We start from the raw sequence: 16,191 nt of genomic DNA on the forward strand, positions 1-16,191 counted from the left end.
CTTCACCACTCCACCGCTGTGTCGTTCCAGTCGGTCAACACCGCGTCCAGCTCCCCCGCCGGCACGTACGTCGCCCGGGCGTCACCGTCGGCACCCGCGGCCATCGACTCCAGCACCGTCCGGTACATCGCGACCACCCGCTCGGCGTTCTCCGGGGTCAGCGCGGAGCGCCGGACCCGCAGCATCAGGTGCCCGGGACCGGTCGACACCGCGAGCGCGAACTCGTTGGCGGCGTCGCCCGCACCGGCCCGCACGTCGACGAGATCCGTGTCGACCTGGTGGAAGTCCTGATAGCTGAACATCACCTCGATGAGCTGCCGCCCGCCGAGCCGGCGTTGGATCGCCGGCATCGGATAGCGCCGGTGCGGCCAGAGTTCGACCTCGCGGTCGAAGACCTGCCGGACCAGGTCGCCCCAGGTGCCGGCCGTCCGGTCGTGCGGGAACGGCAGGGTGTTGAGGTACATCCCGTACACCTTGTCGGCGCCGTCGATCTCCGGCCGGGCGCTGCACACCAGGCCGGTGAAGAACGCCGGCTCGTCGGTGAGCTGGCTCATCACCTTCAGGTGCGCCGCGTGCAGCACCGCCTTCATCGACGTACGCGTCGCCGTCGCCAGCGCCCGCAGCCCCGGCTCCAGGTCCGGGAACCCGACCGGGACCCGGAAGCTGCCGGCCTCGTCGGCGGCGCCACCCCAACCGGCCGGCAGGGTGAACCGGGCGTGCCGGGTGACGATCCCCTGCCAGTAGTCCCGGTCCTCGGTCGAGGCCAGCGAGTCGAGTTCGGCGGCGATGAAGTCCGCGTACCGGACCCCGGGCGCGACGACCGGCTCGGGTTCCCGGCCGGCGGCGAGCTGCCGGTAGAGGTCGAGCACCTCCATCAGCAGCGACTGCTGGCTCCAGCCCTCGGTGATCGCGTGGCACTGGGTGAAGCCGAGCCGCCAGGCGTCGTCGCCCTCCACGAACCCGGCCATCCGGAGCAGCGGCGGGTCGGCCAGGTCGAACAGGTTCGCCCGCTCCCGGGCGATCAGGTCGTGCAGCGCCTGCTCCCGGCCCGGGTCGTCCAGGTGCCGTACGTCGCAGACCTCGACCGGCATCTCGGCGGTGTCGTGCACGAGCTGCATCGGCACCGAGTAGCTGGTCAGGTCGAACGAGGTACGGAGCAGCTCGTGCCGCCCGACGACGATCCGGGCCGCCTCGCGCAACGCCTCCGGCTGGAAGGGCTGCTCGTCACGGATCCGGAAGAAGCTGGTGTTGTGGTAGCGGTTGCCGCCGACCCCGCCGAGCATCTCCACCACCATGCCGAGCTGCACCTGCGACAGTGGGTACGCGTCGACCACCCCGGCCGGCAACGCGGCCCGGTCCTCGGCGGAGAGCAGCGCGTACGGCGCGATCGGACCGGACTCGACCGACTGGTCGGCAACCGACTGTCCGGAGAGCTTCTCGGCGAGTTCGGCGATGGTGCGGTACTGGAACACGTCCCGGACCGCCACCTCGAACCCGGCCGCCCGCAACTTCCCGACCAACGCCACCGCCCGAATCGAATGCCCACCCAGATCGAAGAAACTCTCCGTCACCCCCACCCGCTCCAAGCCCAACACCGCACACCACACCGAAGCGATCCGCTCCTCCACCTCGGTACGCGGCCCCACGAACACCGGCCCCGCATCCACCGCCGCAGAATCCGGATCCGGCAACGCCCGACGATCCACCTTCCCGTTCGCGTTCAACGGCAACGCATCCAACACCACGAACGCCGCCGGCACCATGTACTCCGGCAACCGGGTCGCCGCATGCCCGGTCAACCCGACAACGTCCAACTCACCGTCGACCGGCACGCAGTAGGCGACCAGACGCTTGTCCGACGCCGCACCCACCGCCACCACCACCGCGTCCCGAACCGACCCATGCTCCAGCAACACCGACCGAATCTCACCCAACTCGATCCGATACCCATGCACCTTCACCTGGTCGTCGACCCGACCGACGAACTCCACATCACCGCTCGGCAACACCCGCACCAGGTCGCCCGTGCGGTACAACCGCGAACCCGCCGAGCCGAAGGGATCCGGCACGAACCGCTCCGCCGTCAACTCCGGCCGGTTGACGTAACCCCGGGCCACACCGAGCCCACCGACGTACAACTCACCGAGCACACCGACCGGAACCGGCGACAGGTCGGCGTCGAGGACGTACATCGACATGCCGGGTAGCGGACGGCCGATCGGCACCACGTCCGAGTCGGGCGTACGGGTGACGGGATAGGTGCAGGTGCCGACGGACGCCTCGGTCGGGCCGTACTCGTTGACCAGGCGGCCGTCGCCGAGGATCCGGCGCCAGTTCTCGGCGACCGGGCCGGGCAGGGCCTCGCCGGCCACCACCACGATCTCGGCCAGCGCGGCGAGCTGGGCGTCCTCGGCCTGCTGGCCGATGATCTCCAGGTGGCCGGGGGTCAGCTTCAGGAAACTGAACGGACCGGCGGCCACCAACTCCCGACCCAGATCCGCCATGTCCAGATCCGGACCCGCCAACCACACCCGCTGACCCGACACCAACGGCGCCCACACATTCGGCACCACCAGATCGAACGCCACCGACGAGAACAACGCCGAACCACCAACACCACGACCAGCCAACTCCCGCGCCGCCCACGACACATGATTGACCAACCCACGATGCGACACCGCCACACCCTTCGGCCGACCCGTCGACCCCGACGTGAAAATCACGTACGCGAGCCGATCGAGGTCGGCGGGTTCGGCGATAGGGGTCGCCGGACGGTTGCCGATCTCCAGGCGCTCGGTGTCGACGAGGACACAGTCCAGCGTCGGGTCGAACCGGTCCGCGTGCCGGGACCGGGTGACCACCACCCGGGCACCGGCGTCGGTGAGCATCGTGTTCACCCGGTCGGCCGGGAACGAGGGGTCCAGCGGCACGTATGCGCCACCGGTCTTCCAGACCGCCAGGAAGGTGGCGATCAGGTCCGGTCCCCGGTCCAGCAGCACCCCGACCAGCGACTCCGGGCCCACGCCCCGGGACCGCAGGTGCCGGGCCAGCCGGTTCGCCCGGGCGTCCAGCTCGGCGTAGTCGAGTTCCAGCTCGCCGAGGGCCACCGCGATCCGGTCCGGATGCGCGGCGGCGACGTCGGCGACCAGCTCCGGAACGGTACGGGTCGGCGCGGTGGTGGGGTTGACGGCGTACTCGCCGAGCAGCCGCTCCCGCTCCTCCGCCGGCAGGTGGTTCTGCCGGGCGTCGCCGCCGGCACCGGTCGCCGCCATCGCCGCCAGCACCGCCCGGTACATCGCGCCGAGTCGGGTCGCGTCCGGCCGGCTCAGCATGTGCGTGTCGGCGGTCAGCACCAGGCTCCCGGTCATCGCGGCGACGGCCAGGCCGAACTCGGTGGCCCCCTCGCCGAGGCCGGACTCCACGTCGACCAGTTCGGTGTCGACCGCGTCGAAGTCCTGGTAGCTGAACCGCACGTCGAGCAGGCGCTGGCCGTCGGCCAGCTCACGCTGGATCGCCGGCATCGGATAGCGCCGGTGCGGCCAGAGCTCGACCTCGCGGTCGAAGACCTGCCGGACCAGCTCACCCCAGGTCGCCGCTCCGCGCCGGTGCGCGAAGGGCAGGGTGTTCAGGTACATCCCGTAGACCTTGTCGGCGCCGTCGACCTCGGGCCGGGCGCTGCACACCAGGCCGGTGTAGAAGACCGGCTCGTCGGTGAGCTGGCTCATCACCTTCAGGTGCGCCGCGTGCAGCACCGCCTTCAAGGAGGTACGCGTCGACGTCGCCAGCGCCCGCAGCTCCGGCTCCAGGTCCCGGACCGGCACCGTGACCGAGTACGGCTCCCGGGGCGTCGACGGGTCGGCGGCCCAGCCGGTCGGCAGCGACAGCTTGGTGTAGCCGTCGACGATCCCGCGCCAGTAGTCGCGGTCCTCGGTCGAGGCCAGCGAGTCGAGTTCGGCGGCGATGAAGTCCGCGTACCGGACCGCCGGGCGGGTCGCCGGTGTCGGTGTTTCGCCGGCCCGGATCTGCTGGTACAGCTCCAGCAGCTCGGTCAGCATCGCCCGGTGGCTCCACCCCTCGGTGATCGGGTGGGAGACCGTGACGGACATCCACCACGCCTCGTCGCTCTCCTCGTGCACGGTGAACCGCAGCAGCGGGGCCACCCCGAGGTCGAACAGCTCGGCCCGTTCCGCCGTGGTGAACTCCCGGATCGCCTGCTTCCGCCCGGCCGCGTCGAGCTGCCGGATGTCGCGTACGCCGATCGGGATCTCGGCGGTGTCGTGCACGAGCTGCATCGGCACCGAATAGCTGGTCAGGTCGAACGAGGTACGCAGCAGCTCGTGCCGCTCGACCACGATCCGGGCCGCCTCGCGCAGCGCGTCCAGCCCGAACGACTGCTCGGTGCGCAGCCGGAACGAGGTGACGTTGTGGTAGGCGTGCAGGTCGTTGTCGGCCAGCATCTCGACGACCATGCCGAGCTGCACCTGCGACAGCGGGTACGCGTCGACCACCCCGGCCGGCAACGCGGCCCGGTCCTCGGCGGAGAGCAGCGCGTACGGTGCCACGGTCGGCCCGTCGACGGTCGTACCCGCGACGGCCGCCTCCGGCACCGGACCGGCCAGCTTCTCGGCGAGTTCGGCGATGGTGCGGTACTGGAACACGTCCCGGACCGCCACCTCGAACCCGGCCGCCCGCAACTTCCCGACCAACGCCACCGCCCGAATCGAATGCCCACCCAGATCGAAGAAACTCTCCGTCACCCCCACCCGCTCCAAGCCCAACACCGCACACCACACCGAAGCGATCCGCTCCTCCACCTCGGTACGCGGCCCCACGAACACCGGCCCCGCATCCACCGCCGCAGAATCCGGATCCGGCAACGCCCGACGATCCACCTTCCCGTTCGCGTTCAACGGCAACGCATCCAACACCACGAACGCCGCCGGCACCATGTACTCCGGCAACCGGGTCGCCGCATGCCCGGTCAACCCGACAACGTCCAACTCACCCTCGACCGGCACGCAGTAGGCGACCAGACGCTTGTCCGACGCCGCACCCACCGCGACCACCACCGCGTCGCGAACCGACCCGTGCTCCAGCAACACCGACCGGATCTCACCCAACTCGATCCGATACCCGTGCACCTTCACCTGGTCGTCGACCCGACCGACGAACTCCACATCACCGGTCGGCAACACCCGCACCAGGTCGCCGGTCCGGTACAACCGCGAACCCGCCGAGCCGAAGGGATCCGGCACGAACCGCTCCGCGGTCAACTCCGGCCGGTTCACATAACCCCGGGCCACCCCGACCCCACCGACATACAACTCACCGAGCACACCCACCGGAACCGGCGACAGGTCGACGTCCAGCACGTACATCGCCATCCCGGGCAGCGGACGACCGATCGGCAGTACGTCGGCGCTCGGCGCGCCCTGCACCGGGTAGATGCAGGTGCCGACGGACGCCTCGGTCGGGCCGTACTCGTTGACCAGCTCCGCGTCCGGGGCGCACTCGCGCCAGCGCTCCAGGGTGTGCCGGGTGAACGCCTCGCCGGCCACCACGGTGATCCCGGCGAGCCCGCTGGCCTCGCCCGGTGCGAGCTGGTGGGCGAGCACCTCCAGGTGGCCGGGGGTCAGCTTCAGGAAACTGAACGGACCGGCAGCCACCAACTCCCGACCCAGATCCGCCATGTCCAGATCCGGACCCGCCAACCACACCCGCTGACCCGACACCAACGGCGCCCACACATTCGGCACCACCAGATCGAACGCCACCGACGAGAACAACGCCGAACCACCAACACCACGACCAGCCAACTCCCGCGCCGCCCACGACACATGATTGACCAACCCACGATGCGACACCGCCACACCCTTCGGCCGACCCGTCGACCCCGACGTGAAAATCACGTACGCGAGCCGATCGAGATCGGTCGGGACCACGAGCGGTGTCGCCGGCTGCTCGGCGATGGCCGGCGCGTCCCGGTCCACCAGGACCCGCACCGGGATCTCCGGGAACCGGTCGGCGTAGCCGGAGCCGGTCACCACCACCCGGGTACCGGCGTCGGCCAGCATGTCGGCGAGCCGGTTGGCCGGGTGGGCCGGGTCGAGCGGCACGTACGCACCGCCGGCCTTCCAGACCGCCAGCATCGCCACCAGCAGCTCGGGGCCCCGGTCCAGCAGCACCCCGACGACGGACTCCGGCACCACCCCGCAGGCGCGCAGGTGCCGGGAGAGCCGGTTCGCCCGGGCGTCCAGTTCGGCGTACGTGAGCTGCTGGCCGGCGCACTCGACCGCCACCGCGTGCGGGGTGGCCGACATCTGCGTGACGAAGCGCTCCGGCACGGCCGGTCCGGTCGGTTCGGCGGTGGTGCGGTTCCACTCCACCACCAGCCGTTGCCGCTCCTCGTCGGCGAGGAAGGTACCCCGGGCGTCGCCCTCCGGATCCGCCGCCATCGCCTCCAGCACGGCCCGGTACATGGCGCCCATCCGGTCGCCGTTGGCCCGGCTCAGCACCCGGGGGTTGACCGCCATCGTCACGTAGCCGAGCCGGACCGCCACGGCGAGCGGGAACTCGGTCGGGCTGTCGTCGATGCTGGCCATGTAGTCGACGAGGTCCCGATCGACCTGGTCGAAGTCGTGGTAGCTGAACCGGACGTCCATCAGCCGCTGGCCGTCGCCGAACTCGCGCTGGATCTCCGGCATCGGGAACCGGCGGCGGGGCCAGATCTCCATCTCCCGGGCGTACGTCCGCGCCACCAGTTCCAGCCAGGTCCGGGCGCCCCGGTCGTAGCCGAACGGCAGGCTGTTCAGGTACATCCCGTAGACCCGGTCGGCGCCGACCACCTCGGGCCGGCCGTGCAGCACCAGACCGGTCAGGAACGACTCCTCGGCGGTGAGCTGGCTCATCACCTTCAGGTGGGCGGCGAGCAGCACCGTCTTCAGCGACGCCTTCGCCCGGCTGGCCAGCTTGCGCAGGTCGGACTCCAGGTCGTGGAAGGGCACCCCGAGCATCAGCGACTCGCGCGGCGCGTCCTCGTCACCCCAGCCGGTGGGCAGGGTGAACCGGGCGTACCGGCCGACGATGTCCCGCCAGTAGTCCCGGTCGTCCGACGACGCCAGCGAGCGCAGTTCGGCGCCGATGAAGTCGGCGAACCGCACCGGCGGCGGCTCGACCTCGGCCGGCGTACCGCCGTCGCGGATCTCCCGGTAGAGGTCGAGCACCTCCATCAACAGCGAGTGGTGGCTCCAGCCCTCGATGATGGCGTGGCACTCGGTGACCGAGAGCCACCAGGTCTTGTCGTCGCAGACGTGCGCGTGCAGCCGCATCAGGGCCGGCTGGGCCAGGTCGAAGACGTCGGCCCGCTCCACCGCGGTGAACTCGCGCAGCGACCGGTCCAGCTCGGCGGCGTCCAGGTGCCGCAGGTCCCGCTCCCCGACCGGCATCTCGGCGGTCGGGTACACCACCTGCATCGGCACCGAGTACGTGGTCAGGTCGATCGCGGTCCGCAGCACCTCGTGCCGGGCCACCACGATCCGGGCCGCCTCGCGGAGTGCCTCCAGCGCGAACGGCTGCTCGTCACGGATCCGGAACGACGTCACGTTGTGGTACGCGTGCAGCTCCCCGTCGGAGAGCATCTCGACGACCATGCCGGCCTGGACCCGGGAGAGCGGGTACGCGTCGCTGGCGCCGGCCGGCACCTTCGCCCGGTCCTCGGCGGAGAGCAGCTCGAACGGCGCCACCGGGCGCTCCTGCGCGGCCGGCGCGGACCGGCCGTCGAGGATCCCGCAGAGTTCCGCGACGGTGCGGTGCGCGAAGACGTCCCGGACGGAGACGTCCAGTCCGATCGACCGCAGCTCGCCGACCAGGGCGACCGCCCGGATCGAGTGCCCGCCGAGGTCGAAGAAGCTGTCGTGCACGCCGACCCGCTCGACCCCGAGCACGCCCCGCCAGATCGCCGCGACCCGCTCCTCGACCGGGGTACGCGGCGGCACGTAGGCCTGCTCCCCGGAGAGTGCGGCGCGGTCCGGCGCGGGCAGCGCGCGGCGGTCGAGTTTGCCGTTGGCGGTCAGCGGAATCTTCTCCAGCGGCACGAACGCGGCCGGCACCATGTATTCCGGCAGACCCCGGGCGAGGAACTCGCGCAGCTCGGCCGGGGTCGGCACCTGGTCGCCCTCGGCCACCAGGTAGCCGACGAGTCGCTTGTCGCCGGGGATGTCCTCCCGGACCACCACCACCGCGTCCCGGACCCCCGGGTACGCGGCGAGCACGGTCTCGATCTCGCCCAGCTCGACCCGGTAGCCACGGATCTGCACCTGGTCGTCGATCCGGCCGAGGAAGTCCAGCCCGCCGTCGGGGCGGCGCCTCGCCAGGTCGCCACTGCGGTACATCCGGGCCCCCGGCTCGGAAGCGAACGGGTCCGGCACGAACCGCTGCGCGGTCAGCTCCGGCCGCTTGAGGTAGCCCCGGGCCACCCCGGGACCACCCACGTGGATCTCACCCGGCACGCCGACCGGGACCAGGTTGCCGTACCGGTCGAGGAGATAGATCCGCAGGTCGCCGAGGGGGTAGCCGACCGGGTTGCCGGGGTCGCCGATGTCCTGCGGGCGTACCTGGTGGAAGCTGGAGTGCACCGTCGTCTCGGTGATGCCGTACATGTTGAGCAGGGCCGGGCGGTCCAGGCCGAACCGGTCGGTCCAGGGGGCCAGCTCGGCCATCTCCAGCTTCTCGCCGGCGAAGACCACCGCCCGCAGCTCCAGCGCGGCGAGTCGGGGGTCGTCGTCCCGGGCGAAGCCGACCAGGCTGCGGAACGCCGACGGGGTCTGGTTGAGCACCGTGACCCGCTCCCGGACGAGCAGCTCCAGGAACTCGTCCGGCACCCGGGTCACCTCGCGCGGCACCACCACGAGCCGGCCGCCGTAGAGCAGCGCGCCCCAGAGTTCCCAGACGGAGACGTCGAAGGCGTACGAGTGGAACAGCGGCCAGACGTCGGCGGCGGAGAACCGGTAGTGGGTCTCGCCGACGGTCAGCAGCCGGAGCACGTTGGCGTGGGTCAGGCAGACGCCCTTCGGCCGCCCCGTCGACCCCGACGTATAGATGACGTAGATCAGGTTCTCCGGGCCGGTGAGCGGTACCGGGTTCTCCGCCGGCTGCCCCGACAGGTCCTCCTCGTCGAGGTTGACCACGGCACCGTCGGAGAAGCCGGCGACCGTACCGGCCAGCGACGACTGGGTCACGATCACCGACGCGCCCGCGTCGCCGACCATGAAGCCGAGCCGGTCGACCGGCTGCGCCGGATCCAGCGGCAGGTACGCCGCACCGGACTTCAGCACCCCGAGCAGGGTCGGGACCAGGTCGATGCCCCGCTCCAGGCAGACCCCGACCAGGGACTCCGGCCCCGCGCCGAGCGCGCGGAGCCGGTGCGCCAGCCGGTTCGCCCGGGCGTTCACCTCGGCGTACGTCAACGAGACGCCCTCGAAGGTCACCGCCACCGCGTCCGGCGCGCCGGCCACCCGCTCCTCGAAGACCTGGTGCACGGTCCGGGTCGGCGGCACCGCCTCGATCCGGAACGGGTCGGCGACCCCGGTGACCTCGGCCCGCTCGGCGTCGTCGAGCAGGTCGACCGCCGAGAGTGCCCGATCCGGGTCGGCGACGACGGCCTGGAGCAGCCGGACCAGGTGCCCGCCGAGGCGCCGCATCGTGGCCCCGTCGAAGAGCGCGGTCGCGTACTCCAGGTGGGCCCGGAGCCCGCCGTCGGCGGCCTCCCGGATCTGGAGCGTCAGGTCGAAGCGGGAGACCTGGGAGAGCGCGTCCAGCGCCGAGACGGTCAGCCCCGGCATCGCGTACGCCCCGGCGCCCGCCTCGTGCATGGTGAAGGCGACCTGGAACAGCGGGGTACGGGACATGTCCCGCTCCGGCTGGAGTTCGTCGACGAGCTGCCCGAACGGCACCTCCTGGTGGTCGAAGGCGGCCAGCACGGTCTGCCGGTTGGCCGCCAGCAGCTCGCCGAAGGTGATGTCGGAGTCCCAGCGGGCCCGCATCACCAGGCTGTTGATGCCGTACCCGATCAGCTTGGCCAGCTCGGGCCGGTTGCGTCCGGAGACCACCGTGCCGACCGGGATGTCGGTGCCGCCGGTGTACCGGGACAGCAGCGCCTGGTAGCCGGTGAGCAGCACCATGAACAGGGTGGCGTCGTGCCGCCGGGCGAGGTCGCGCAGCTGCCCGCCGAGCGCGGCCGGCAGCTCCACCTCGACGACCGCACCGGCCCAGTCCCGGGTCACCGGGCGGGGCCGGTCCGCCGGCAGGTCCAGCGGCGGCACCCCGGCGAGCTGCTGCCGCCAGTAGTCCAGGTGCCGCTGGTGCTCCGCCTCCGAGCGGTTCCGCTCCCAGGCGGCGTAGTCGGCGTACTGCACCGGCAGCGGGGCGAGGGTGCTGGGCCGGCCGGCGAGCGCGGCCGCGTACAGCTCGCTGAGTTCCTCGGCGAAGACCCCGACCGACCAGGCGTCGCAGGCGACGTGGTGGAAGACCACGACCAGCAGGTGGTCGTCGTCGGCCAGCCGGACCAGCCGGGCCCGGACCGGCCACTGGGTGGCCAGGTCGAACGGGATCGACGGCTCCTCGGCGGCCCGGTCGAAGCCCCGGCGCTCCCGCTCCGCCTCGGGCAGGTCGGTCAGGTCCGTCACCGCCAGCTCGACCGGCCCGGCCGGGTCGATCACCTGGACCGGCTCGCCGGCGACCAGCGCGTACCGGGTACGCAGGATCTCGTGCCGGCCGACCAGTTCGGTCAGCGCCCGGCGCAGCGCGGCGGAGTCCAGCGGGCCGCGCAGCCGCAGCGCGAGCGGTACCAGATATTCCCAGCTTCCCGGGTCCAGCCTGCTCAGGAACCACATCTGCTGCTGTCCGAAGGAGAGCGGCAGTGGACCGCTCCGGTCGACCCGGGTCAGTGCCGCGCGGCGACCGCCGCGCAGCCGCCCGGCGAGCCGGGCCCGGAGCAGTTCCTCCCGGGCCGCCTCGACACCGCGTTCGATCGTGCCCTCGACCGTGCTCATACCTCTTGCTCCTTCAGCAACGCCAGGCCGGCCAGCAGGTCGGACTCGGAAAGCTCGTCGATCTCGGCGCGGATCCGCTCCTCGACCGCCTCGGCGATCCGCGCGATCGTGGGCCGTTCGAAGACGGTCCGCACCGGTAGGTCGATCTCGAACTCCTCCTGGATCCGGGAGGCCAGCCGGACCGCGAGGATCGAGTGGCCGCCGACGGTGAAGAAGTTCGTCTGGGTACCGGCGTCGACGTCGAGCAGCTCGGCCCAGATCTCGGCGATCCGCTCCTCGACCGGACCCTGCGGTGCGACGTAGCCCGCCGCGTCCACCTCGGCGACCGTCCGGGCCGGGGTCGGCAGCGCGCGACGGTCGAGCTTGCCGTTGGGGGTCAGCGGAATCTTCTCCAGCGGCACGAAGACGCCCGGCACCATGTAGTCGGGCAGCCGGCTGCCGCAGTAGCCGACCAGGTCGGGGACGAGCGGCGGGTCGTCGGCGTCGGGTACGTAGTAGGCGACGACCCTCGGCTGGCCCGGCTCCGGCTCGTCGGTCAGCACGACCGCGTTCCGGACGCCGGGGTGCGCGGCGAGCACGGTCTCGATCTCGCCCAGCTCGACCCGGTAGCCGCGGATCTGCACCTGGTGGTCGATCCGGCCGAGGAAGTCGAGCCCGCCGTCGGGGCGGCGCCGGGCCAGGTCGCCGCTGCGGTACATCCTGGCCCCCGGCTCGGCCGCGAACGGGTCCGGCACGAACCGCTGCGCGGTCAGCTCCGGCCGGTTCAGGTAGCCCCGGGCCACCGCCGGACCGCCGACGTGGATCTCGCCGGGGACCCCGACCGGGACCAGGTTGCCGTAGCCGTCCAGCAGGTAGATCCGGGAGTCGCTCAGCGGATAGCCGATCGGGTTGCCGGAACCGGTGATGTCCTGCGGACGTACCCGGTGGTAGGTGGAGTGCACCGTCGTCTCGGTGATGCCGTACATGTTGACCAGTGCCGGCCGGTCACCGAACCGGGCCATCCAGGGGGCCAGCTCGGCCATCTCCAGCTTCTCGCCGGCGAAGACCACGGCCCGCAGCGACAGCCGGTCCAGCCGGGGGTTGCCGTCCCGGGCGAACCCGACCATGGCGCGGAACGCCGACGGGGTCTGGCTGAGCACCGTGACCCGCTCGGTGACCAGCAGCTCCAGGAACTCGTCCGGCAGCCGGGTCACCTCGCGCGGCACCACCACCAGCCGGCCGCCGTAGGCGAGGGCACCCCAGAGTTCCCAGACGGAGACGTCGAAGGCGTACGAGTGGAACAGCGTCCACACGTCGTCGGCGGAGAAGCCGTACTGCGGGTGGGTGGTGGTGAAGAGCCGGAGCACGTTGGCGTGGCTCAGGCAGACGCCCTTCGGCCGCCCCGTCGACCCGGACGTGTAGATCACGTAGATCAGGTCCTCGGGGTGCGAGACCGGCGTCGGGTTCGCCACCGGCTGCCCCGACAGGTCCTCCCGGTCGAGCACCAGCAGGTCGCCGTCGAAGAACCCGGAGACCGTGCCGACCAGCGACGACTGCGTCACGACCACCGGAGCACCCGCGTCGTCGACCATGAGGCCGAGCCGGTCCACCGGCTGCGCCGGATCCAGCGGCAGGTACGCCGCACCGGACTTCAGCACCCCGATCAGGGTCGGCACCAGGTCGATCCCGCGCTCCAGGCAGACGCCGACCAGCGAGCCGGCCCCGATCCCGCCGGCCCGCAGCCGGTGTGCCAGCCGGTTCGCCCGGGCGTTCACCTCGGCGTACGTCAGCGAGACGTCCTGGAAGGTCACCGCCACCGCCTCCGGGGCGAGCAGCACCCGCTCCTCGAAGACCTGGTGCAGGCAGCGGTCCGGGGCACCGGTGCGGAACGGGTCGATCCGGCCGGTGCCGACCAGCTCGTCGACCGGGTCGAGGAAGTCCACCGCGCCGAGCCGCAGCTCCGGGTCGGCGGTGACCGCCTGGAGCAGCCGGACCAGGTGGCCGCCCATCCGGTCCACGGTGGAGCGGTCGAAGAGCGCGGTCGCGTACTCCAGGGCGCCGAGCATCGCGCCGTCTTCCTGGACCCGGACGAAGAGCGTCAGGTCGGTCTTGGCGATCTGCCACGCCTCGGTGAACGCGGCCAGGTCGTCGGCGCGCACCGCACCGCCGGTCAGCCCCTCGTCGTGCAGGTCGAAGGCGACCTGGAAGAGCGGGGTACGGGACATGTCCCGGTCCGGCTGGAGGTCGTCGACGAGCTGCTCGAACGGCAACGTCTGGTGCGCGAACGCGGCCCGGCAGACCTCCCGGGTCGCCTCCAGCGCCTCACCGAACCGCATCCCGGCGGTCAGGTTCGGTCGCAGCACCAGCGAGTTGAGGAAGAAGCCGACCATCTCCTCCAGCTCGGGCCGGTTGCGGCCGGCCACCGGGGTGCCGACGGCGACGTCCCAGCGTCCGGCGTACCGGGCGAGGAGCGTGCTGAACGCGGTCAGCATCGTCATGTACGGCGAGGCGCCGTACCGCCGGCCGAGGTCACGGATCGCGGCGGCGAGTTCGGTCGGGATGGTGAACGGGGCGAGCGCGCCCCTGGGATCGCGGCGGGCCGGTCGGGGCCGGTCGGTCGGCAGGTCCAGCGGGCCGAGCCCGTCCAGGGTCTTCCGCCAGTACGCCAGCTCCGCCGCCAGCACCTCCTCGGTCAGCCAGCCCTGCTGCCAGCTCGCGAAGTCGGGGTATTGGATCGGCTGCTCCGGCAGTTCCGGGGCGCGGCCGGCAACCGTCGCCGCGCAGAGTTCCCGCAGCTCCCGCTCCAGCACCACCGACGACCAGCCGTCGCAGGCGATGTGGTGCAGGGTGAGCAGCAGCACCGACTCGCCGGCCGGGGTACGCCCGGCCGTGGCCGGGATCCGCACCGAGGTCGGCGGGGCCGGCGTCGGCGTACCCGGGAAGCGGACCAGCAGCGCCCGCCAGACCGGGCCGGTGGCCAGGTCGAAGCCGCGCTCGAACTCGCCGCGGAACACCGTCTCCAGGTCGGCGGCGTCGGCCTCGACCACCCGCAGCTCGACCGGGCCGGGCGCGTCGACCACCTGGCGGGGCTCGCCACCGAACTCGACGTAGCGGGTGCGGAGGATCTCGTGCCGCCCGGCCAGCGCGTCCAGCGCCCGCCGGACCGTGCTCTGGCTGACCTCCTTGCCGAGCCGGACGAAGAGCGGGGCGACCCACTCGGTGTTGCCCGGCTCCAGTCGGTCCAGGAACCAGAGCCGGCGCTGCCCGAACGACAGCGGCAGCGGCCCGGTCCGGGGCACCGGGACGATCGGCGGGCCGTCGTCGGAGGGCACCGAGATCAGCTTCGCCTGCTGCTCGACGGTGGGTGCGGTGAAGAGGCCGCGCAGCGGTACCTTGCTGCCGGAGGCCGCCCGGAGCTGGTTGGCGAGCCGGGTGAGCAGCAGCGAGGAGCCGCCGAGCGAGAAGAAGTCGTCGTGCGCGCCGACCCGGTCCACCTTGAGCAGTTCCGCCCAGGAGCGGGCGACCAGCCGCTCGGCGGCGGTGCGCGGCGCCACGTACGGCGGGCGGCCGTCCTCGGCGCCGATCTCCGGGGCCGGCAGCGCGGCCCGGTCCACCTTGCCGCTGCTGTTCAGCGGGAACTCGGGCAGGGCCACGAAGGCGGCCGGGATCATCGGGTCGGGCAGCCGGTCCCGGAGGAAGGTACGCAGCCGGTCGGCGGTCGGCACCCGCTCGCCGGTGACGTACCCGACGAGCCGCTTGCCGCCCTCGGCGGTCTCCACGGCCAGCACCACGGCGGCGTCGACGTCCGGGTGGGCGACGAGTGCGGACTCCACCTCGCCGGGCTCGATCCGGACGCCGTTCACCTTCACCTGGTGGTCGAGCCGCCCGATGTACTCCAGGGTCGCGTCGGTCCGCCACCGCACCAGGTCGCCTGTGCGGTAGAGCCGGGACCCCGGCGGCCCGTACGGGTCGGGGACGAACTTCTCGGCGGTCAGCTCCGGCCGGCCGAGGTAGCCCCGGGCCACCCCGACCCCGCCGGCGTGCAGTTCACCGGCGACCCCGACCGGCACCGGGTCCCCGTTCGGGTCCAGCACCAGCACCCGCAGGTTGGCCAGGGGCCGGCCGATCGGCACCGGGCCGGTCGGCAGCGCCGGGTCGTACGGGTGCGCGGTCACGTCGATGGCGCACTCGGTCGGCCCGTACGTGTTCCAGAGGGTGACCTTGAGTCCGTCGGTGAGCCGCCGGCACAGCTCGGCGTGCAGCGGCTCGCCGGCCGAGAAGAGCAGCCGCAGCGAGGTGCAGTCCCGCCAGCCCGGATCGTCGGCGACCAGCCGGAGCACCGACGGCACGCCCTGGAAGACGGTGACGCCGTACCGGCTGATCGCCCGGACCAGGGCCGCCGGGTCACGCTCGGCGCCGACCGGGGCGAGCGCCACCGCACCGCCGCTGACCAGCGGGGCGAAGAACTCCCAGCAGGCCGCGTCGAAGGTCAGCGCGGTCTTCTGCAACACCCGGTCGGCCGGGCCGAGGCCGTGCTGCCGGACCGCCCAGTCGACCCGGTTGGCGATCGCCGCGTGGCTGATCATGACGCCCTTGGGCCGGCCGGTGGAGCCGGAGGTGTAGATCGCGTAGGCGAGGTCGTCCCCGGTCGCCGGGTTGACCGGCGCCTTGTCGGGCAGCCCGGCGAGTTCGGCGGCGATGTCGTCGAGGTGGAGCACCCGGGCACCGGTGCCGGCCACCAGCTCGGCGTGGGCCGAGCCGGTGAGCACGATCCCGGCGCCGGTGTCGGTCAGCACCCAGGTCGCCCAGTCCCGAGGGTGGTCCGGGCTCAGCGGCAGGTAGCCGGCACCCGCCTTCCAGACGCCGAGCAGCGCGACGACCAGGTCGACGCCGCGGGGCAGGCAGACCCCGACCAGCGTGTCGGGCCCGGCACCGAGGCCGCGCAGGTACCGGGCCAGCCGGTTGGCCCGGCGGTCCAGTTCGGCGTACGTCACCTCGACGTCGCCGGCCAGCACGGCGACCGCGTCGGGCGTGGCCGCCACCTGGCGGGCGACCAGCGCCGGCAGGATGTTGGCGGACCCGGCGACGCTCGCCGGCCCGCTGGAGTCGCCGACCAGGTCAGTCCGGCTTCGATCGGGGTTCATGGGTGCTCCTCACCTCGTTG

2 protein-coding genes are annotated in these 16,191 nt (G+C 72.3%); both read right to left on the reverse strand.

Going from position 1 to position 16,191, the window contains the following annotated elements; genetic code table 11:
• Positions 1-2: 2 nt before the first annotated feature.
• Complete coding sequence (locus tag C6W10_RS05915) at positions 3-11,048, reverse strand: non-ribosomal peptide synthetase (RefSeq protein WP_107257169.1); 11,046 nt, start codon at positions 11,046-11,048, stop codon at positions 3-5.
• Positions 11,045-16,171 carry a non-ribosomal peptide synthetase gene (locus C6W10_RS05920; RefSeq protein WP_107257170.1) on the reverse strand — a complete coding sequence of 1,709 codons (5,127 nt, stop codon included), beginning with the start codon at positions 16,169-16,171 and terminating at the stop codon, positions 11,045-11,047. Before C6W10_RS05920 ends, C6W10_RS05915 begins: the two co-directional genes overlap by 4 nt.
• Positions 16,172-16,191: the final 20 nt, after the last annotated feature.

Origin of the sequence: Plantactinospora sp. BB1 (genome assembly GCF_003030385.1) — a bacterium.
Lineage (GTDB): Bacteria > Actinomycetota > Actinomycetes > Mycobacteriales > Micromonosporaceae > Plantactinospora.